Origin of the sequence: Streptomyces sp. NPDC000594, assembly GCF_040299965.1 — a bacterium.
GTDB lineage: Bacteria > Actinomycetota > Actinomycetes > Streptomycetales > Streptomycetaceae > Streptomyces.
In genome coordinates this window covers 138,767-159,701 of record NZ_JBEPCY010000001.1, presented here as the reverse complement: position 1 = coordinate 159,701, position 20,935 = coordinate 138,767, and the positions used below count along the sequence as shown (strand labels likewise).

16 protein-coding genes and 2 pseudogenes are annotated in these 20,935 nt (G+C 70.3%); 4 read left to right on the top strand and 14 right to left on the bottom strand.

The window, feature by feature from the left end; all coding sequences use genetic code 11:
• Positions 1 to 188 precede the first annotated feature (188 nt).
• Complete coding sequence (locus ABT354_RS00385; protein WP_351486837.1) at positions 189 to 626, top strand: nuclear transport factor 2 family protein; 438 nt, start codon at positions 189 to 191, stop codon at positions 624 to 626.
• An 80-nt stretch (positions 627 to 706) separates the two neighbouring features.
• On the opposite strand, the gene ABT354_RS00380 is transcribed toward ABT354_RS00385, so the two are convergent.
• From ABT354_RS00380 to ABT354_RS00330, 11 genes are all read right to left on the bottom strand, one after another.
• On the bottom strand, positions 707 to 2,272 hold the full coding sequence (locus ABT354_RS00380) for a carbamoyltransferase C-terminal domain-containing protein (RefSeq protein ID WP_351486834.1): 1,566 nt from the start codon (positions 2,270 to 2,272) through the stop codon (positions 707 to 709).
• Between the two features lie 49 nt (positions 2,273 to 2,321).
• Entirely contained in the window at positions 2,322 to 3,149 is an 828-nt protein-coding gene (hisN, locus tag ABT354_RS00375) for a histidinol-phosphatase (protein ID WP_502983302.1), read from the bottom strand.
• A 17-nt stretch (positions 3,150 to 3,166) separates the two neighbouring features.
• Positions 3,167 to 3,856 (bottom strand): methyltransferase, encoded by a 690-nt coding sequence (locus ABT354_RS00370; protein WP_351486830.1) that lies wholly within the window; start codon positions 3,854 to 3,856, stop codon positions 3,167 to 3,169.
• A 26-nt stretch (positions 3,857 to 3,882) separates the two neighbouring features.
• Positions 3,883 to 5,172, bottom strand: coding sequence for a DegT/DnrJ/EryC1/StrS aminotransferase family protein (locus ABT354_RS00365; RefSeq protein WP_351486828.1), 1,290 nt, complete (start codon positions 5,170 to 5,172; stop codon positions 3,883 to 3,885).
• Positions 5,173 to 5,276: 104 nt separating this feature from the next.
• Positions 5,277 to 6,299, bottom strand: a complete 1,023-nt coding sequence (locus tag ABT354_RS00360; protein WP_351486825.1) for a Gfo/Idh/MocA family protein — start codon at positions 6,297 to 6,299, stop codon at positions 5,277 to 5,279.
• 95 nt (positions 6,300 to 6,394) lie between these two features.
• Positions 6,395 to 6,868, bottom strand: coding sequence for an NUDIX hydrolase (locus ABT354_RS00355; RefSeq protein ID WP_351486822.1), 474 nt, complete (start codon positions 6,866 to 6,868; stop codon positions 6,395 to 6,397).
• Positions 6,869 to 7,372: 504 nt separating this feature from the next.
• Positions 7,373 to 8,269 carry an SAM-dependent methyltransferase gene (locus ABT354_RS00350; RefSeq protein ID WP_351486819.1) on the bottom strand — a complete coding sequence of 299 codons (897 nt, stop codon included), beginning with the start codon at positions 8,267 to 8,269 and terminating at the stop codon, positions 7,373 to 7,375.
• A gap of 330 nt (positions 8,270 to 8,599) precedes the next feature.
• Positions 8,600 to 10,249 (bottom strand): hypothetical protein, encoded by a 1,650-nt coding sequence (locus ABT354_RS00345; protein ID WP_351486817.1) that lies wholly within the window; start codon positions 10,247 to 10,249, stop codon positions 8,600 to 8,602.
• Positions 10,239 to 11,786, bottom strand: a complete 1,548-nt coding sequence (locus tag ABT354_RS00340) for a hypothetical protein (RefSeq protein ID WP_351486814.1) — start codon at positions 11,784 to 11,786, stop codon at positions 10,239 to 10,241. The genes ABT354_RS00345 and ABT354_RS00340 overlap by 11 nt, the downstream gene beginning before the upstream one ends.
• Before the next feature lie 359 nt (positions 11,787 to 12,145).
• A complete protein-coding gene (locus ABT354_RS00335; protein ID WP_351486811.1) occupies positions 12,146 to 12,271 on the bottom strand; it encodes a hypothetical protein in 126 nt (41 codons plus the stop codon).
• 32 nt (positions 12,272 to 12,303) lie between these two features.
• The gene (locus ABT354_RS00330; RefSeq protein WP_351486808.1) at positions 12,304 to 13,443 is read right to left on the bottom strand and encodes a PucR family transcriptional regulator; all 1,140 of its coding nucleotides are present in this window, start codon (positions 13,441 to 13,443) and stop codon (positions 12,304 to 12,306) included.
• Positions 13,444 to 13,529: 86 nt separating this feature from the next.
• Here ABT354_RS00330 and ABT354_RS00325 point away from each other — a divergent pair, with 86 nt between their 5' ends.
• Positions 13,530 to 14,591, top strand: a complete 1,062-nt coding sequence (locus ABT354_RS00325; RefSeq protein ID WP_351486806.1) for a ferredoxin reductase — start codon at positions 13,530 to 13,532, stop codon at positions 14,589 to 14,591.
• Positions 14,592 to 14,598: 7 nt separating this feature from the next.
• The gene (locus ABT354_RS00320; protein ID WP_351486804.1) at positions 14,599 to 15,717 is read left to right on the top strand and encodes a fatty acid desaturase family protein; all 1,119 of its coding nucleotides are present in this window, start codon (positions 14,599 to 14,601) and stop codon (positions 15,715 to 15,717) included.
• Positions 15,718 to 15,986: 269 nt separating this feature from the next.
• On the opposite strand, the pseudogene ABT354_RS00315 reads toward ABT354_RS00320, so the two are convergent.
• Positions 15,987 to 16,121, bottom strand: a pseudogene (locus ABT354_RS00315) (IS630 family transposase); the annotation flags it as partial.
• A gap of 73 nt (positions 16,122 to 16,194) precedes the next feature.
• Positions 16,195 to 18,645 (bottom strand): galactose oxidase family protein, encoded by a 2,451-nt coding sequence (locus tag ABT354_RS00310; RefSeq protein WP_351486802.1) that lies wholly within the window; start codon positions 18,643 to 18,645, stop codon positions 16,195 to 16,197.
• A 566-nt stretch (positions 18,646 to 19,211) separates the two neighbouring features.
• On the opposite strand from ABT354_RS00310, the gene ABT354_RS00305 reads away from it, so the two are divergent.
• A complete protein-coding gene (locus tag ABT354_RS00305) occupies positions 19,212 to 19,724 on the top strand; it encodes an SRPBCC family protein (protein ID WP_351486800.1) in 513 nt (170 codons plus the stop codon).
• A gap of 14 nt (positions 19,725 to 19,738) precedes the next feature.
• Here ABT354_RS00305 and ABT354_RS00300 read toward each other — a convergent pair.
• Positions 19,739 to 20,400, bottom strand: a pseudogene (locus ABT354_RS00300) (IS5 family transposase); the annotation flags it as partial.
• Positions 20,401 to 20,935 lie beyond the last annotated feature (535 nt).

The window sequence follows — 20,935 nt, the reverse complement described above, 5'->3', positions numbered from 1 at the left end:
TTCGGTCCCCCGCTTGCCCAGTGCCCGGCCGTTCGGTCCCGTGTCGCGAGCGGTCGCCACCGCCCGGCGCGCGGGGCGGTCCGTACGGCCATGACCTCCGGGGTCATCGACCGGCCCGCCCCCCACCGGGCAGGATCGGCCCTGCCGGCGGGAACCCCGCCCGGATGGACCGTACCGAGGAGAGCACGATGACGACTCAGCCCCTGACCGCCCCGGAGAACCACGGCGAGCGGACCCGCGCGGTCGTCGAGGAGTTCCTCGCCGCGCGGGTGGCCGGGGACATCGGGCGGCTCACCGAACTCTTCGCGGACGAGGTCGACTGGCTGCTCGCCGACAACCCCACCGTCCCGTGGATCCGCCCCCGCTCCACCGCCGCCGACTGCGCCGCACAGCTCACCGAGCTGCTGGAGCACACCGTGCCGGAGAAGGCGACGGCCCGGGTGGACGCCTTCCTGGTCGACGGGGCGGATGCCGTCCTGACGGGGCATCTGTCGGGCACGGTCCGCGCGACGGGGAAGTCCTTCGAGGGGCCGTTCGCCCTCCGGCTCACCGTCGAGGGCGGACGGATCACCCGCCACCATCTCTACGAGGACAGCCTGTCGATCGCGGCGGCCTGCGCGCCCTGACGTCCCCCTCGCACGGGGCGGCGAGGGGCCCCTGTCAGGCTGTCCCGTCCGGTGGGCGGTGCCCTCCGGCGGCCGGTGCCCTACCGTCGCGGGGTGATGAAGGAGTCGTTCACCACATAGCCGTCCAGCCCGTGGAGTTCGCCGTATGCGATCAGATCGCTGTTGCGGTTGATGAATCCCCGCCCCGAATAGTTGAGCGAGGTATTGCAGAGGACGCTGAATCCGGTCAATTCACCGAAGGCGGTCAGCAGATCGGCGATGTCCGGATTCGCCGCCGGGTCCACGGTCTGGGTGCGTGCCGTTCCGTCGACATGCGTCACCGCGCGGAGTTCACCGGACTCGACCTGGCTGAAATACAGCATATAGGGGTCGGGGCCGCCGCCACCGAACCAGCGGCCCGCGTCCCGCTCCAGGCAGATCGGGGCGATGGGGCGGTAGCCCTCGCGCTGCTTGATCTTGTTGAGCCTGACGGTGGTCTCCTCGGTGAAGGGAGCGGCCAGGATCGAACGGTTCCCGAGCGCGCGCGGGCCGATTTCCCAGCGGCCCCGCGCCCAGCCGATGATGTTCCCGTCACGGAGATAGCGGGCGACCTCGTCGTGGTTCACCGGGCGGATCTCGTACCGCTGCGGGTCGAATTCCCGGTCCTCGACGAATTCGCCGCCCGCGTAGACGTCCCAGTCCAGGTCGGCCGACCCGGTGTAGAAGTGCTGGGCGTCGATGGCGGTCCCGATCGCGGAGCCGCTGTCGTTGGGGCACGGCGGGACGAAGACCGAGGGGAAGAGTCCGCACTCGCGCCAGCGGCGGTTCCACTCGCAGTTGAGTCCGCAGCCGCCCGAGATGAGCAGCGGGAGGCCCTCCGTCAGATGTTCCCTCGCATAGGCGTGGAACCGCTCGAAGATGGCGTCCGACAGACGGGCGGCGAGGCTCTTGTACGCATCCGTCTCCACGCCGATGTTGTAGAAGGGGGAATCGGTCATCCGGTCCTTCAGGCTGCCGGTGATGACCTCCTTCTGGCCGAGAATGAAGTCGATGACGCCCTGTTCCGCCGGGGTCGCCGAGCGGTTCCCGGCGAATCCGGCCAGGGCCATCTGCTTGCCCGCGTCCTGGAAACGGACGAATTCCTGGTGCGAGCTGAAGCCGGGGTCGGCGAGCGCGAAGCCGTAGGAGTACTTGTTGCCCGGGTAGTTGAGCACCTCCTTGAGGTGGGTCACCTTCCCCTGCTCGTCGATACGGTAGAACGAGCCGATGTTCCCCTCCCACACCAGGCTGTAGAAGGGCTGGTCCCGGCGGAATGCCGACATTCCATAGGACGTCATGATGTGGGAGCGCTCATGTGTGGAGGAGAAGACCCGCACATTCTTTCCGAAGAATCGGCCGGCCTCGTCCGAGATCGCGGATCCGCCCACCCCGAAGTATCCGGCGCGCGAGGGTTGGTGGGTGGCCTGGGTCCCCTTGATCCAGCCGCTCATGGCGATGACGTCCGGTTGTTTGTCCAGCCGGTCCGCCGCTACGGCGAACGCCTCGGCGGTCAGGGTGCTGTAGCGGAGGAACGAATCCTTCTCCGCCTCCAGGGAGAAGAGCAGCCTGCCGTCCTCGACGGCCGCGATCGCCCCGTCATGGCCTTCCTTGAGGGAAAGAATCAGCATGATGGTCCGTTTCTCTGTGGATGTCCGGCCGGACGGATGGGAGCCGTGGTCAGCCGGGGCCGGGACGGTCGTGGTCCACGGCGGCGCCGGGCGGGGCCGAGAGGACTTCCCGGGCGAGCCGGTGCAGCCGCGGATTGGCGGACAGGGCGCCGGTGCCGCTCTGGGGCGAGGCGCCCAGGAGATCGGTGCAGACACCGCCGGCCTCCTCCACGAGGATCTGCACGGCGGTGATGTCCCAGGGATTCACGACCGGCTCGGCCGCGATGTCGAGGGTTCCTTCGGCCACCATGCAGTGCTGGAGGAAGTCTCCGAAGGCACGGTCCTCCCAGCACGCCTCGGCCAGGCGCAGATAGGCCTCGCGCGAGTGGAAGACGTCCCAGGTACGGGTGCTGGTGGTGGACAGATAGGAGGCGGCGAGCCGGGTGTTCCCGGAGACCCGCAGGGGCAGAGGGGTACTGCCGGCCGGTCCGCGCCGCAGCCAGGCGCCCCGCCCGGCCGCCGCCCACCAGCGGCTGTACAGGGCGGGGGCACTGATCACACCGACGGTGGGCCGGCCGTCCTCCAGCAGGGCGATCAGGGTCGCCCAGACCGGCACCCCGCGCAGGAAGTTCTTGGTGCCGTCGATGGGGTCGACCATCCAGGTGCGCCCGGCCGTGACGGAGCCGCCGGTCTCCTCCCCGGCGAAGGCGTCGTCCGGGCGGGCGGACCTCAGTGCCTCGCGTACGGCCGTCTCGACGGCGGTGTCCGCGTCGGTCACGGGCGTACGGTCCGGCTTCTCCTGGACCCGCAGATCGAGGGCCCGGAAGCGCCGGCCGGTGATGCCGTCGGCGATATCGCCGAGTCGCAGGGCCAGTTCGAGATCGTCCTGGGGTGGCACGGGGCGCCTCACCGGGATCACTTCGGGTGCAGTTCGAGCATGTGGTACTCCATGACCCGTACCTCTTCGATCCGGCGGACGCGGCGCAGCAGTTCGACCCGCATGCCGGCCTCCTCGGCGATGGTGTCCAGCCGTTCCCGGTCCCCGAGATCGGCCGTGCCCAGCAGCAGCCTGCCGCCCTCGGCCAGATGCTCAGGGGCGCCGGCCAGATACCGGGCCTGGCCCTGGTAGCCCGGGTCGAAGACGGCGGAGTGCAGATCGGTGGAGAGAGCGAAGTCGGCCTCCACATAGGTCCAGGGCACATTCCAGAAGATGGCGTCGAAGCGCTCCTGGGGACCGAGCGCCGTGTACATATCGCTGTGGAGGACGCGTACCCGGTCGGCCACACCGTGCCGCTCGGCGTTGGCGGCCGTGTTGGCCACCGCCTTCTCGTTGATGTCCAGCGCGGTGACGGAGGCGCAGCCGCCCAGCGCGGCGGTCACGGAGATGACGCCCGTGCCACAGCCGACCTCCAGGAACGAGCCGCCCCGGGGATAGGGCACGATCGAGGCCATCACCTCGGTGGCGGCGCTCAGGGTGCCGGGGAAGACCCCCCGGTGCAGGCTCCATTCCCGCCCCAGCAGGGTGAAGGAGTCCGGCAGGTCGTCGCCCACGAGGGCGTGCTGGAGGGCCTGGGCCACGTCCTCGGGGGACTCCTCGAACGTCATGGTCGCTCCCTCTTCGGTGGTGTCGGTCATCGGGACGGGCCGGCCGCGTACCGCACCAGTGCCTCACGGTGGCGGCCGATCTTGCGGAAGGCTTCGGCGTACTGGTCGATGAGCGCGGTGTCCCCGGGCCAGTCGGTGAAGGTGGGCAGGGACAGCGCGTGCCGCTCGACATGCTCGGCGTGCGAGCCGGCCTCCGGTGCGATGCCCTTCTTCGGCGTTCCGGGGAAGAGGGGGTTCTCCGGGCGGGCGTAGAGCGGCAGGGTGGACAGCCGGGGGCCGGAGGGGGCGCCCACCTCCATCCCTTCGGCGCGCAGCGCCTCGATGAGCACCGAGCGGGGGACGCCGCCCAGCGCCTCGGGCCGGTAGAGCGGCTTGTAGCCGTACCAGGCGCCCATGTCGACATGGTCGGCGATGTGGACCGGCTCCAGATAGGTCACGTCGGCGAGTCGCTCGCCGAAGTGGCGCAGACAGCGGTGCCGGGCCTCCTTGCGGGCCGGGAACGCCGCGAGCGCGTGCCGGGCGACGATGGCGTTGAAGGGCGACATGCGCAGCTTGAGCCCGAAGCCGGTGACCCAGTGGGCGCGCAGCTCCTCGTCGAGGACGGCCTCCCGGGAGCGGTCCCGGTAGTGCCCGAGGAGCGTGGCGCGGTCGTGCACCTGGGGGTCGCTCGTGACGAGGATGCCGCCCTCCCCCGCGTAGACGGCCTTGTTGGCCTGGAGGGAGAAGACGGCGGCGTCGCCGAAGGTGCCGACGGGCCTGCCCTTGTACCGGCTGCCATGGGCGTGGGAGCAGTCCTCCAGAACGCGCAGCCCGTGCCGCTCGGCGATCCCCAGGATCGCGTCCATGTCACAGGGGTGGCCCCACTGGTGGACGACCGTGATGACCTTGGTGTGCTCGGTGAGCGCGGTCTGAAGGGCTTTGGGGTCCAGACCGCGGGTGTCGGGGTCGATATCGGCCAGGACGACATCGCCGCGGAGGGCGAAGACGGGACTCAGTGCCGCGTGGTACGTGAGTGCCGGTCCCACGACGTCCACACCTTCGCGTACGCCGAGCGCGAAGTAGGCGGCGAGGAGGGCGCTGGTACCGGAGTTGAAGGTGACCGCGAAGCGGGCTCCACCGTCCAGGAAGGCGAGGAAGTCGGCCTCCAGCAGGCCGATGGGACCGCTGTTGCCCTTGATGGAGATATCGGTGTTCCGCTGCCCGGCCAGCTCGGACAGCTCCGCCTCGTCGGCGGGGGGCGGCCAGACCTCGTGCGGCAGCGGCTTGTCGATGACGGGTGCGCCTCCGAGGAGGGCGATTCGTTCGGCGGTGGCCATGGGTCCTTCCTGCTCTCGCGGGTACGGTCGGTCCCGGCGCGGGTACGGCCGGCCCGGTCGGTACGGTCAGTACGGCCGGCCCGGTCGGTCGGGCGCCGGCGGGGTCAGGCGCACCGGTCGGCGAACGCGTTCCGCTCGCGTAACCGGTCCCGGTAGATCCCGTCGATCGTGCGCACGGTGGTGAGTTGGCGCTGGAGATGGCCCTGGCGGTAGCAGCGGTCGTCCAGGTGCCCCAGATGGTGGGCGATCATGGAGCGCACCGCATCGCTCCTGGGGCCTTCCCAGGTGTAGCGCTCCAGCGGCAACCCTCCGACGGAGTGCAGGACGGCGGCCCCGGGGGCGACGCTCAACGCGCCCTCCGTACCGAGCACACAGAGGTGTTCGGTCTTCTCGTAGTTGTGGCGTGAGATCCGCAGCGAGCCCGCCAGCCCCGTCGAGGGGTAGGCGCACATGAGGCTGACGAGATCCTCCAGCCGGCGGTCCCGCATCTCCTGGTAGTGGTGCACAAAGGCGGAGTGCACCCGAGGGGGTTCGAGTCCGGGGAACATTCCCCCGAGCGCATCGATGAGGTGGTAGCCCATGTCGAGGAGCACACCGCCCATCGCCTGCTCCCGGGAGGCACGCCAGCCCGTGGTCGGATGAGCCAGGTTGAAGTGGTAGTCGTAGGAGAACCAGTAGGGCTCGCCGATCCGCGCGAGGTTCTCCTGGGCGTACTGGAAGACCGGGCTGAAGTTCCGTTGCAGCAGCGTGAAGACGCTGCGGTCGGCCCGTTGCGCCAGATGTACGAGCTGCCGGGCCTCGTGTTCGGTGACGGCGAACGGCTTTTCCTTGATCACGTGCCTGCCGTGCGCCAGGAGCCGCATACTGACCGGGAAGTGCTCACTGTGCGGCACGGTGACCACCGCGGCGTCGAAGTCCGCCTTCTCCAGCGCGTCGGTGAGGTTGTCGTAATGCGGGAATCCCCATGCGTCGGCGAGTGACGAGGCCGCCGGGGCGGGGTCGACGCCGCCGACGACATCGGCACTCTCTTGTACGATCGGCAGATATTCTTTTCCTTGATGTCCAGCAAATCCGATGACCAGTACGCGTGGTCGCGGACGCGCATTCTTCAACCTGTCGCCGGGCATGCGGAATATCCCCCTCGTAGAACATCATCTGAGGATGGAGCGGGCAGCCGGAAAGGCACGCGGAGGCCCCGATCGAACATATGGCCGCAGGCGGTTCAGAGCGCTCCGCGGCTCTTCCCGGAAGCATCGGCGAGCCAGGCGTGTGCCGCGGTCACCACGTCCTTGATAAAGGTGCTTCCGCTGCGCTGTGCGTTCTCGTCGAGCAGCGGGACCTCCCCGGCCGCCAGCCAGGCGAACTCGGTGTGCTTGTCCCGTTCGAGTACGGGCGCCAAGAGGTCCCCGTCCACCTCGACGACATAGTCCGACTCGATGTGCCGCACTCCGTTCGCCGTCCACTCCTCGTGCGCCACCCGGGCGAGAACACGGCGCAGCCGCCACCCGGTCTCCTCCGCTATCTCCCGGCGGAGCGCGTCCTGGAGGGACTCCCCTTCCTCCACGGCTCCGCCGACGACGTCCCAGCACCCGGGGAAGAGCTGTCGGTCGGCCGAGCGGCGCTGGACGAAGATACGGTCGTCCGGGTCGCGGATCAGCGCGCCCACCACCCGTCGGGGTTCGGTCGCCTCGGCCATGTCAGCCGTTTCCGTACGGAGATGTCGCCTCGCGGATCGAGCTGACCATTCTTCCCTCATTTCACCTGCACGCAAAACGCACATGCACCATACACCGGGTAAAATTCGCACAGAGTCGAACAGTGTGAACGGTGATAGTAAAGCGGCCCGAATTTTCTCACCGACTCGTGATGGTCGCCGGACCTGCATTTCCCCCTGGAACACTACCCGGCCCCCCAGGAGGCACCTGGGTCCACACATGACTCAGGACGCCTCAACTTCTTCTTGACACAGCGTCAATCCATGCGCCGGGAAGGGTGTTCCGCTGGACACCGCGCGGCCGGCCGGGGCGCGGGAGTCCGGGCGGCCCCTACCGATCCGCGGGCCGCCTCCCCTCGGTCCACCTGCTCCATGGGCGAGAGGCTCCCTCATCGCGCTGCCCCGCAAACGACGGTTTTCTTGCCACCGTTGGGCTTATCACGCGGGAATAGGTTGGCCAGATCGTCGACTCATGAGGGAGCCCTTTCACAGGCGGCGGGCGACCACGAAGACATAGCCGATCTGCGGAAGCGCACCGAACCGGGGAAGGGAGCGGGTGAAGGCGAAGAAATCGTGATGCTGCTCGTCGGCGGAGGGTTCGACATCGGCGAAGGCGTCGGCGAACGCCTGGTAGGTGCGCCGGACATGCTCCCCGATGTCGTCGAACTCCACGATCTCCAGACCGGCGCGGTCGAGGGCCGTGCGGAGCTCCGCCGGTTCGGGCAGCGCGGGGGAGCCGAACGCCCGGCAGGTCCGGCGGACCGTCTCGGCGGCGTCCCCGGTCACCGGCGACCGGAGCAGCACATCGGTGATGACCAGCGGGCTACCGGGTCGCAGGGTCCGGGCGATCTCGGTGAGGGCGGCGGTCCGGTCGCCGATGTGCATCATGGACTCGATCGCCCAGGCACCGTCGAAGGACGCGGCTTCGAAGGGCAGTGCGCGGGCGTCCGCGTACCGGAAGTCCACCCGGTCGGCGAGCCCGGCGGCCTCCGCCCGGGTGCGGGCGAGGTCGATGTCCTCTTCGCTGACCGAGATTCCTGACACCCGGGCGCCGGTGGCCCGTGCGATGCGCAGGGCGGGCCGTCCGGTTCCGCAGCCGACGTCCAGCAGGCGCCGGCCGGGTGCGGCGGCCAGCCGCCCCGCCACGAGATCGGTGAGCCGGTCGGTCGCCTGGTCGAGCGAACGGTCGTCCGCGGCGTTCTCCCAGTAGCCGACGTGGATGTTCCCGTCGACGGCCGCACCGTCCACGGTCTCGGTAGGCCTGTCGGTCCCGGTGCGGTCGTCGCTCCCGGTCCGCTGGTCGGTCTCGGTGTGCCGGTCATGGAGCCGGCCGCCGTCCGGTGACGACGGGACGGCGGGATGCACGGAGGGTTCGTCGGTCATCGAGGTCTCCCGGGCATGAGGGGTGTGTCAGCTGGTGAGGAGGCCCCTCCGCCGGCCGCTCTCCGCGGTCCGGGCGGACGACCCCGCCCTGCGGAGCAGCGGCGGAAGAGGGCGGCATGCCAGGGTCACCGCTGGGGACATGCCCGCCACGGGGTGGCGTTCGAAGAAGCCGGGGATGTCCGTGGGGCGCCTGCCGCGGGCCCGCTCCGGTCGGCGTCTGACGGTCGTGGTGGGCATCGAGCCACCATTGTCCTGGGGGACCCACGGTTCGTCCAGGGTGCCCGGTGGTACCGCCCCGGGGAGTGCCCGGGGCGGACCTGTCGGAGCGGTTCAGCGCACCTCGACGACGTCACCGGTGGCGACGGAGTCCAGGCGGGTCGTATTGCCGTAGTAGCGGATGGTCCAGGTCCCGCTCTCCTGGGCCTTCGCCGTGAAGGAGGCGCGTCCCTCCGCGTTGGTGGTGGCGCGGGTGACCCGGGACCAGGTGGTGGACCCCTTCGGCTGGAACCACAGCTCCACCGGCTTCGCGGCGAGCGCCTTCCACACCGTACCGACCTTCTCACCGGCGGTGCCGGTGACGGTGAGCTTGGCACCCTTCCTGACCGGCTCCGGGGTGGCGTTCACGGACACGATCCGGGTCTCCGTGCGGGGCAGGTGGACGACCGGGCTCGTGGTGTCCAGGAACGCGTCGGAGAGGGGGTGCCGGACACGGAAGTACCCCCCGGCGGTGACCTTTCCGGTGAGCTTGGTGAAGATCCTGCCGACGGTCTGGCCGGAGCCCACCTGCTTCCAGCCCGTCCGGCCGTCCGCCGACCGCTCGATGCGCACGGCGTGCGGACCGGGCGTATGGAGGCCGGACTCGGAGGCCGTCCTGATCTGCCCACGGACCTTGACCTGGCCATCGGCGGCCAGGGTCGCCTTGTGCACTTCGATCGTGGCCGCCGCCGGATGCGCCAGCTTCCCGGTGGCGGAGCCGCCCAGGAACCCGTCGACGGGCCGGGCCACCCAGCCGTCGAGACGCCGCTGGGGCATCGCGGCCACCCGGGCCGTGAAGCGCCCGTTCCGGTCCGTGGTCACGGTGGTGTCGAAGTGGGACTCGGTCGTTCCATGGGTGAGCCGGATCCGCACGGCGACCCCGGCGGCGGGCGCGGTGCCGTAGAGCACCCGGCCGCTGACGGTGGCCTTCTCACCGGGCAGGACCCGGGCCCGGTCGGCCGTCGCGGTGAGGTTCACCGGGCGCTGCTCGTACTCCGTGATGACGGCGTCCCGGGTGACGGCGCCCTGGACCGGCACACCGCTCTCGAAGAACGCCGCGCGGAAGGTGCCCCGCGGCGCCGTGAGCGGGAAGGCGGGGGCGGTGAACTCGCCGTTCGCGGAGGTGGTGACGGCATGGGTGGTGTCGTTCACGCCGTCGGTGCGGCTGACGTCGACCGTACGGCCGGGGAGCGCGACCTCGTCGCCGGAGCCGGGCTGGACACCGGTGAGCCTGCCGTGCGGGCGGGCCGAGCGGTCCTGCCAGGTCGGCTTGGACGCCGTCAGGGTCAGCTCCGGCCGCAGGGTGAAGTCGAGCGTGCCCGCGTTCCGCCGCGTCTCGGTGTTGCCCGCGCTGTCGGTGGCGGTCACATCGATGGTGTACCGCCCCAGTTCGGGGATGGTGCCGCCGTCCTCGGTGAGCTTCAGCGGGGCGTCGGCGGGGACCGTGAACCGGTCCGGCTTCGCGTGCGGGGTGAGGGAGGCGACCTCGGCGACGACCGTGTCGCCCCGGCGCACCGTCGCCGAGACGGATGTCACCGTGGCACCCGCCGCGTCCGACGCGGCGATCACGGAGAACGAGCCCCGCTGTCGCTGGTCGGTCTCGGCCCTGCCGATGTGGACCGGCGCGGAGGGGTCCGCGACGGCGGGTGCGGTGGAGGCGGCGAGGGAGAGCGCCGCCGCCGACGCCACGAGGGAGAACGTGAGTCCCTTGGTGTTAGCGCGCATCGACGTAGGTCACCTTCGTCTCGCTGAAGAAGTGTCCGGACACGACCTCGGTACGGACGGCCCAGTCGCCGTCACCGGTCGCCTTGCCCTTGAGCGTGTAGCCGCCCCGGCTGTTCGCGGAGCCCTGGGCGACCCGCTTCCACTCCGTGGTGCCCTTCGGCCGGAAGTGCAGCCCGACCTTGCCGCCCGCGTAGGAGCGCCAGGTGTCGTCGGTCTTCCGCTGGAGCGTGCCGGAGGCGGTGACCGTGCCGTTCTTCGCCGGTCGCAACGGGGTGATCGTGTCATCGCTGAACCGGGTCGGGTTCCGGGACTGGCGCACGGCCGGGCTGGAGTTGGCCCAGAAGTTGTCCTGCTCGGCATGGTGGACGCGGTAGTACGCGCTGTTGTAGACCTTGGCGGCCGTCACGGAGAAGGCGCAGCCGTACTCACTGCGCGTGGAGCGCAGCGTGCGCCAGCTCTTGCCGTCCGTGGAGTGCTGGAGCGCCAGATCCATGCTCTGGCAGGTGCCGGCGTCCGGTCGCCCGGTGTCCTGGACCCGTCCGGCGGCCTTGACCTGGCCGAACGCGTCGAGGGTGATCTTTGTGTCCTGGAAGGCCATCCGGCCCGGGATGTACAGCGACTGGGACTTGTACGCCCACTTCGTGTGGAACGGCGAGCGGGCCACATAGGTGGTGGTGAACATGCCTCTCTCCGAGGCCTTCACCTGATGGGAGAACGAGCCGTCGGCCGCCACCGTGCTGGTGCCCAGGGGAGTCTGCCAGGAGGAGGGAGTGCTGTTGGAGGTGATCACGGATGCGCCGGAGTAGGGCTTCCAGCCGTCGTCGGTCAGCCGCTCGACGCGCCCTGTCACCCGGACCTCCTCACCCGGGACGACCCGGGTCTTGGAGAACTGGGAGGTGATGCGGTACGGGAAGGTCAGGGCCGGCAGCGGCGGCGCCGGGAACCGCTCGTCGAGATCGACGCCCGGCTCCGCCTCCAGCACCCGCGCCGCTCCCGTGACGACCGGGCCGTTCAGGGTCAGCGTGATCGAGAACTTCCCCCCGGGGCCGGTGACGGCGGTGACCCGGTGATTTTCCCGCGCCCACTTGGCCACGAGAAAGACCTCGACCTTGAGGCCCTCACCGGCGGCCGACCGGACACGGGTCGAGGGGTTGTAGGTCGTCACGGCGCCGGAGACGGTGACCTCGCGGTCGTCCATCTCGATGTGCTCGCGGTCGTACGAGAGCGCGGTGACACCGGTCCGCAGCAGGTGCTTGTAGGACCCGCCCGTCCAGTGCCGCACCGGCCCGCCGACCGTGCGGTACGAGACGGAGACCGGGTACTCCCCGAGCGGGGTACCGACGGGGAGATGGACCGGTTCGTCCGTCCGCCAGCTGCGCTCCATCTCCTCGCCGGCCTGGTACTCGTAGAAGGACAGCTCCTGTGTGGAGGCGAGCACGGCGGCATCCGGAGCGGTGGACTCCAGCACACTGACCGTGGCCCAGAGGATGTCTTCCTCCAGCCCCGTCAGGTCGATCCGTCCGTCGTCGAGCGTCACCGGTCCCGGATCGAGAACGACCGCCGCGGCGGAAGCGGCCGGAGCGGTGATAAGAGCGGGTGTCGCGACACCCGCCGCGAGTGCGAAAACAGCCGCTGTACGCACCAGGGCATACGGCAGCGTGCGCTTGGAGCGCGTCAAAGAGACCCCCCACAGGTGATGAAGGCGGCCCGCCGGAGGGATGACTCCACGGCGGCCGCGGGGCGGTCGCCGACGTGTTCGGAGGCCGCCAGGCGCAACGATAACGGTGGGGCGTGTGGGGGTTGAAGGTCGAGGTGGGGGAAACTTCCCCCTTGAGGGGAAAAATTCCCCCCATATCTCGTGATCCGCACCCTGCCACGCGGTACATCGCCGTCGCGTCAGGCGGAGGGGGTGCGTCCCTCCAGGGTGATGACGTCGGTGGCGTCCCAGATGTCCGTCGCGCGATGGGTGACCGCGACGATCGCCATGGGCAGTTGCCACGGCGTCGCCACGATGTCGCGCATGGCGCCCGCCGCACGGCCCCCCGGAGTACACATCAGTCGGCCGGAAGACCGACCGCCAGCGTCAGTTCGAGGACCCGGTGCGGCGATGCGAGATCCGGAAACAGCTCCCGCAGCTGCGCCATCCGGTACCGGACCGTCTGGGGATGGACGAACAACGCCGCCGCCACCTCGTCCCGTCGGCCCTGGTGCAGCAGCCACGCCCGCAGCGTCTCCTCCAGCCGCCGTGCCGTCCCGGCGGGCAAGGTCCGCAACGGTGCGAGAGCTCGGGCACGCAGGTCCGCGAACGCGTCCGCGTCGGCGGTCAGCACCAGCTCGGGCAGGTGGCTCTCGGTGTCGCGGACATCGGCGGAGAGGGAGCGCGCGCGGACGGCTCGCGCGTACGAGGCGGACGCCCGAGTCCATGGCCTGGCCGGGCCGACCACGGCGGTGCGGTCGGTCAGATGCCTCAGCAGATGTGATCGGTCGGCATCGGGGACGAGCAGCACACCGGTGGCGTCCGGCAGGTCGTCGAGGACGAGGGTGCTCGGGTCGAGCGCGCGGTAGGCGGGCCGGGCCTGGGCGGCGGGCAGCAGGACCGCCGTCAGCGAAGCCGGAGGCTGCCACCCTGCCCGCTGGGCGGAGGCCAGCAGCAGATCCGGGCTCGCGCCGGCGAGGAGGTCGCGGGCCAGGTGTTCCAGGTGGAGCTCGTGGGCGCGGCCCCGGGCGGCCAGCTCGTCGGCGTGGCCCGCGGCGCTCGCGGCGGAGAGCTCGTCGATGTAGGCGAAGGTCAGCTCGGCGAACCTGGCGACCTCGGCGGCGGGCAGACCCGCGGGTACGGCACCCGCCGCCAGGCATCGCCAGGCCACGCGGGCGCCGACCCGGTAGGCGCTGAGCAGGGCGTCCATCGAACGGCCGTCGCGCACCTCGCCGCGGCCCAGCTCATAGGCCGCGTCACCGGCGTCGCCGCCCGTGGCGTTCCCGCTCGCGAGGTCCAGGTAGTGCCCCAGGGCGGTGCGGACGGAGCGGCGGATGGTGCCGCCCATGCGGCCCGAGAGAGCGTTGGCGTAGGGAGGGACCTCGTCGATGATCGCCTGGACGACCTCGTCGGCCGTGCTCTTCAGCGCGGCCCGCAGTGCGGTGACCGTCGTCTCATCCAGTGCCGGTTCGGTGGCCCTCCGGATTGCATACCCCATGTTTTGTTCCCTGCGAACAATTCAGCCGACAAGATTTACGTCCTACGGGTAGGACTTTACGCCCTGCGGCGCATCAAGCTGGCTTCATGACGAGTACAGCCCTCCGCAGTAGGGCGTGGAAACTGCTGGAGATGGTCACGACGCCGCTGTTGCCGTCGGACTACCTCGACCTGGTCAGCCCGCTGCGTACGGGCGCCGACCTGCGGGGGCGCATCGAGGCCGTGCACCCCGAGACGGGGGACGCCGCGACCATCGTGATCAGGCCGGGACGGGGCTGGCGCGGCCATACGGCCGGTCAGTATGTACGGATCGGGGTCGACGTCGACGGGGTGCGCCTGTGGCGTGCCTACTCCATCACCTCGCCGACGAACCGCCAGGACGGCCGCGTCACGATCACCGTGAAAGCGATCCCGGACGGCAAGGTCAGCAACCACCTGGTCCGCAGGGCGGAACCGGGCACGCTGATCCAGCTCGACCAGGCGACCGGTGACTTCGTGCTGCCGGAGGCCAAGCCCGCCAAGGTGCTCTACCTGACGGCCGGCAGCGGCATCACACCGGTGATGGGCATGCTGCGCGACACCGAGTTCGACGATGTCGTCATGGTCCACTCCGCGCCACAGCCGCAGGACGTGATCTTCCGCACCGATCTGCACGACCTGGTCGCGGAGAAGAAGCTCCGCCTCACCGAGGTGCACACCGACACGGACGGCAAGCTCGACATCGCCCGTCTCGACGAGCTCGTGCCCGACTGGGCCGAGCGCGAGACCTGGGCCTGCGGGCCCGCGGGCCTGCTCGACGCCGCCGAGGCGCACTGGGCCGAGCACGGCGTACAGGAGCGCCTGCACACCGAACGCTTCCGCCCCGCCATCGCCGTCGTCGGCGACGGTAGCGGTGGCGAGGTCACGTTCAGCACCACCGGCAGGACCGCCGACGCGGACGGCACCACGCCGTTGCTGGACGTCGGCGAGGAGGCGGGCGTCCTCATGCCCTCCGGGTGCCGCATGGGCATCTGCTTCGGCTGTGTCACACCGCTCACGGCGGGCGCCGTCCGCGACCTGCGCACCGGCGAGATCACCGAGGCCGAGCCGGGCGTCCTCATCCAGACCTGTGTGTCCGCCGCGGCGGGCCCCTGCGAGATCGAACGGTAGGAACACCTTGACCGCCATCGACCCCACCGCCCACCTGACCGCGGAGCAGATCGAGGAGCTCGGCCGCGAGCTGGACGCGATCCGCGACGAGGTGCTCGCCGACCGGGGCGAGAAGGACGCCGCCTACATCCGCAAGGTCATCTCGGTGCAACGCAAGCTGGAGCTGGCCAGCCGGGGCGTGCTGCTGTTCTCGATCTTCCCGCCCGCGTGGCTGATCGGCACCGCCGGTCTGTCCGTGGCCAAGATCATGGACAATATGGAGATCGGCCACAATGTCCTGCACGGCCAGTGGGACTGGATGCGGGACCCGAAGATCCACTCCACCACCTGGGAGTGGGACCATGTCTCGCCGGCCGACCAGTGGAAGCACTCGCACAACGAGCTGCACCACACGTACACCAACGTGATCGGCAAGGACAACGACCTCGGCTACGGCATCATGCGCGTCGACGAGGACCAGCGGTGGCACCCGTTCCACCTCGGCCAGCCGCTGTGGAACTTCATCAACGCCTGCTTCTTCGAGTACGGCATCGCGGCGTACGACCTGGAGCTGGGCAAGAACCTGCACAAGCGCCGCCGCAAGAGCCCGGAGTTCCGCGCACGGGTCAAGGCCGTGGGCCGCAAGATCCGCAAGCAGGTGCTCAAGGACTACGTGATCCACCCGCTGCTGTCGGGCCCGTCGTTCTTCACCACGCTCGCCGCCACCTTCACCGCGAACCTGGTCCGCAACCTCTGGACGCACTCGGTCATCATGTGCGGGCACTTCCCCAAGGGCGTGCAGGTCTTCGAGCGCCGCTCGATCAAGGGCGAGACGCGCGGCCAGTGGTACCTGCGCCAGATGATGGGCTCGGCCAACATCAGCGGCAGCAAGGCCATGCACTTCATGACCGGCAACCTCTCCCACCAGATCGAGCACCACCTGTTCCCGGACCTGCCGAGCAACCGGTACGCCGAGGTCGCGGTGAAGGTGCGCGCGCTGTTCGAGAAGTACGAGCTGGAGTACGTCACCGGGCCGCTGCCCAAGCAGGTGTTCTCCGCGTGGTGCAAGGTCTTCCGGCTCTCGCTGCCGAACAGGAAGCCCAAGACCAAGACGCCGGACCGGAGGCAGAAGCTCGCCGCGGCCTGATCCCGGTACCGGTTCAGGTCTTTCGCCCGAACCCGGCGGCACCGCCGGCTACGACCCGCGAAAAACGCCGGTGCCTGCGGCGGTCGCCCGTAGGTTCCGCCGTCGGCAGCGTATTGGCGTCGATGTGGTGGGCGTAGTCGAGGCGGTGCCTGCGTTGCCGAGGAGATGGCTGATCAAGATCTGGTGCAGACGCAATTGGCTGGGGCCGAAGAATGCGCTGACGCCCGGTGCCTAGTGCTGTGACCGGGAACGTTTGCCGGGTTGGGTGGTCAGACTGCGGTTGGTAGTGGTCTGCCTCCCCAGCGGACGCCCTTCTCGCTGCGGATTCGGGCGCGTTCGCGTCGTTGGGCGGCCAGGACGTCGGGGTGGCGGGCGTTCTGGTTGCGCCAGCGCATGCGGGGGTGGGCTCGCCCTCGCCCCGCCCCGGTGACGGGGCGGGGCGAGGGGGTTTCAGGTGGTGGTCGGGAGTGGTGAGGGTCAGGGGATGGTGATGAAGCGGGCGGTGCTGGGGACTCCTTGGGCGTTGAGGGCGAAGAGCATGTAGGTGCCGGGGAGGACGACGCCCCTGTCGGCCGGGATGGAGACCGTATGGGTGTTGGCGCCCGCGGGGGTGGAGGTCAGGGGGACGCGCCGCTGGTCGTTGTCGGTGGAGTGGGTCGCGGCCGCCGCCCGCATCAGCACGAAGGAGGCCACCGGCCCGCCGGTGGTGACCGTGAGCGAGGTGCCCGCGGGGGCCTGGGACGGTACGCCGCCGGTGATGGTGGGACGCGGTTTGAGTGAGCCGTCCGCGTTGAGCAGGTACGGCGGGGTGAACACGGCTCCGTCGGCGTGGTTGGTGGCGCAGTCGCCGCAGAGGCCGCCGCCACCGGAGAAGATCCGGCCGTCGGGCAGCAGGTTCGCCACGCTGTGGTAGTTCCGCGGGATGGCCATGGTGGCGAGCGGGGTGAAGCTGCCGGTCGCCGGGTCCCACAGTTCGGGGGTCAGCACGGAGGTGGCGTCGCTGAACGGCACGGGGTACGACTGGCCGCCGAAGACGGCGACCTTGCCGTCGGGCATGACGACGCTGTTGCCGAAGGCACGGGCCTGGTCCATGTCGCCCGTACGCGCGGCCTGGACCTGGCCGCCGTTGATGCTCACGGTGTACGCGCGCCGGGTGGCGGGCACGTTGTCGTACGCGGGCGAGCCGCCCAGGGTGAGCAGTTTGCCGATGTCGTACGCGACGGCGTTGCCGGTCATGGCGTCCTGGCTGTCGGCGCGGGTTCCGGCCGGGGTGACGCTGCCGTTCCCGGCGGTGGTGATCCAGTTCATCTGCTTGCTCGGGCCGAGTTGGAGCACCCTGCCGCCCGAGGTGGCGTACAGCCACATGTGGTTGTCGGCGCGGTAGGGGCCGGCCGGGTCGGCGGTCATGGTCGAAGTGGCCGGGACGCCGGGGAGCTTGCGCCAGGTAGAGGTGTTCGGGGACCAGACCTCGCCGGCCTTGTCACCCGGGGCTCCGCTCCAGGACCCGCCGAGGACGAAGGCCTCGCCGGTGGAGAGCAGGGTCATCGACTGGTAGCCGCGGGCGATGTTCATGTTGCTGGTCGCGGACCAGGTGTCGGTGGCCGGGTTGTAGATGCTGGCCTTCTCCGCGTTGCTGCCGCCGGTGACCAGGACCCGGCCGTCGGCGAGCATCGCGATGCCCGGGCAGAACATGTCGTGGCCGGTGTTGTCGATGCGGCGCTGGGTGACCTTGCCCGTCTTCAGGTCGAGGATCGCGGTCTGGGTGTAGCCGTTGCTGCCGCCGAAGCGGTCGACCGCGTACGCCGACCAGGCCAGGAGCTTGTCGCCGGGCAGGACGGCGGTGGCCACCGGTACGAGGGGGAATCCGGTGATCCGGCCCCAGGAGCCGTGGGTGGCCGGGTTGGCCGGTCCGCTCAGGCGTATCTCGGCGGCCGTGGTCCAGGGCCCGCGATTGCCGGCCTCGCCGGTCACGGTCAGGCGCACGTAGCGGGCGGTCGCGGTGCGGGTGAAGGTGGCGGTCTTGACGGTGTCGTCGTCGCGCCAGGTGCCCGCCGCGACCGGGGTGCCGAAGGTGGTCCCGTCGGTGCTGGTGGTAACGGTGTACGCGCCCGCGCGTCCGTTGGGGCCGTCGTTGCGGGGCTGGTAGACGAGGGCGGAGACGGCCGTCGTGCGGTTCATGTCGATGGTGATGCTGTGCGGCAGCGGGGCCGAGGTGCCGGCATACCTGCTGTGCCAGATGGTGGCCGCGTTACCGTCGAGGACGTTGGCCGCGCGGCCGTTCTCGGCGGCGGTCTCCTCATCGCTCGCCGTGGCCGTCCATCCGGTGCGGGGCAGGTCGACGGTGGCGGCCGGGGTTCCCGGGTCGCCGAGCAGGTTGAGCTCGGCGGCGGTGGTCCACGGGCCGCGGTTGCCGGCCTCGGTGACGGCGGTGAGGCGGACGAACCGGGCGCCCGTCGGGGCGAATCCGAGGGTCTTGGCGGCGGCGTCGTCCGCGAGGGTGCCGGTGGCGACGGGACTGCCCCAGTTCTGCCCGTCCGCGCTCATGCTGATGCTGTACTCGCCGACGCGCCCGTTGGGGCCGTCGTTGCGCGGCAGGTAGACGAGGCCGGAGACGACCGCCGTGCGGTTCATGTCGATGGTGATGCTGTGCGGCAGCGGGGCCGAGGTGCCGGCATACCTGCTGTGCCAGATGGTGGCCGCGTTACCGTCGAGGACGTTGGCCGCACGGCCGTTCTCGGCGGCGGTCTCCTCATCGCTCGCCGTGACGGTCCATCCGGTCCGGTCGAGTAGCGGAGCCGCGGGCTCCATGGCGTTCGCCGGGGCCACGGCGTGGTGCGGTGACGCCTTCGCCGCCTGCTGGCCGACTGGTGCGGACGCCGGCCGGAGCGCTGCCCCGTCGGGGCCGCCGCCCGGCCCGGTACTCGCCACGCCGAGCCATGGCGTGACCCCGACGAGCAACGAGCCGAGGGCAAAGGCGATGAGCAGAGGGGAACGGTGTAACGCTCGGGGGAGAGCGAGGATACGTCTGGGCTGCAATCGGACCTCCTGGGCAGACCGCGGAAGCGGAAAGGGAACGGTGAAGCGCCGACATCGGCCGTGAGCCCGCTGTGGGCCCGCTGTGAACTCCTTGAACATAAGATCGCCACACATCAACTCGGATGTAAAACAAGCGAGTTGGCGCAAAACCTCCGCCCTTGTACGCGAAGCCGACCCCTCCGCCGGACGAAGCCCACACCACCCATGCCGCCCGGACGGCGAACGCCCTCTGCTCGCCTCGTTCACCAGCGGCGAGCACTCCCCGGCAGCCCGCAGGGCAGCGGGCGCACATATCGTTCCCGACGATGAGGGGACCGCCGTATCCCGTTCTTCGGGCACACAACCGGAACCCCGGATTCCCCTCACCGTGCGGGCCCGCGCCATCACCCCAACAGCCTCTTCAGTAACCTGTGTCGGGAGCGGGCCCGGTCCGTCCGGGCCCCGGGGAGGTCGAGCGGATGGCCGTACGGAATGTCCACGAACGCCGGATCGCGGCACCGCCGGAGCGGATCGGCGCACTGCTCGACAAGCTCGCTTCACCGGACGACCCGCTGTGGCCCGTCGCGCACTGGCCGAGGATGCGGCTGGAGCCGGGGCTCGCGGTCGGCGCCACGGGCGGGCACGGACCGGTCCGCTACACGGTCGTCGCCCATGAGCCGGGCCGGCAGGTGCGCTTCCGCTTCACCGGTCCGGCCGGCTTCGACGGCCATCACGAACTGACCGTCCGCCCGGCGGACGACGGCACGACGCTGCTCCGCCACACCCTGCTCCTCGTCCCGCACGGACCGGCCCGGCTCACCTGGCCCCTGTTCTTCCGCCCGCTCCACGACGCCCTGATCGAGGACGCTCTTGACCGCGCCGAGCAGTCGGGGACGGGAACGGTCGCGCGGCCCGCCCGGTGGAGCCCGTACACCAGGCTGCTCCGCTCCGCGGCCAGGACCGCCCGACGTCGCCCGACCCGAACCCGCTGAGCCGCCCCGCCCGCACCCCCGTGGCGGGCTGGGCCCGGCCCGGAGCGCAGCGAACGAACCGTCACACCGCCGGCAGGCCGACCGGTTCCGCAGTCGTATCCCTTGTCGCCATGCGGCTTGCCGGGTCGGCGACGTCGCGGGCCGCGACGTGAGCGGACGGGCGGGATGCCGCGGACCAGAGGGATGAGGGCCTGGCTGTCGTGGAGGTTCGCGGCGGAGACGCCGACGGAAAGGGGCAGGCCCCGGCGGTCGGCGATGAGGTGGATCTTCGATCCGTTCTTGCCCCGGTCGGTCGGATTCGGTCCTGTCAGCCGCCCCCTTTGAGGGCCCGGACGCTGACGGAGTCGATCGCGCACCGCGACCGGTCCAGGTCTCCCCGGGCGCCGAGTTCGTCCAGGACCAGGCGGTGGAGCTTGGCCCACACCCTGGCCTCGGTCCACTCGGTCCACTCGGTGAACCGGCGGAAGGCGGTCACCCCTGACAGCCCGAACCCCGGCGGAAGCTGGTTCCCGGTACAGCCCGAGGTGGCCACGAAGATGATCGCGGCCAGCACCTCACGATCCCCCCGGCGGCGATGCCCACCGCCCTGCGCACGCTGCGGGGCCGGCGACACCACCCACCGGAACAACTCCCACAAGCCTTCAGGCGCCAACCGTTCGACAAGCACAGCAGCCATCACTCCGGAGTGCCGCAAGATCACGCCAAACAAAATGGCGTCCAAACCGGCCAAGAAGGCCGTCTGACCTGCGATTTTGCCGATGTGCGTCATGTGCTTTGCGGGCGTTGCGGGCGATATCCTGACGCTCGTTGATCATGGTCTGACGCCGCGCTGGCCAGCGGATTTCCGTTACCGAGCGTTGATGCCGGCGCTCGGCGATACCATCTTCGCCGTCCGTCCCTGCCGCGATGAGCGGACAGCTTCCGCAGGATCCGCCGAGAGCGGCACGTTTCATCATCATGTCGCCACCGTACGACCGCCCTTCGCCCGTACCGGTGCCCAGTAGGACCAGCACACAATTTCGCCCTGTCGCCGGAGCGCGGCCGGCCTCCGGCCCGACCCGGGCCGGTGGCCCGGGGTGTGCCGCGCCGCCGGCCGGACGGCCGAGGCGATGAGCCCGCTGCCGGGCCGTACACCTGTCCTCGGTTCCACTCGAACGGGACTCTCCCCTGCCCTCCAGCCTCAGGACTTCTTCGCCATACTGCACAACAGC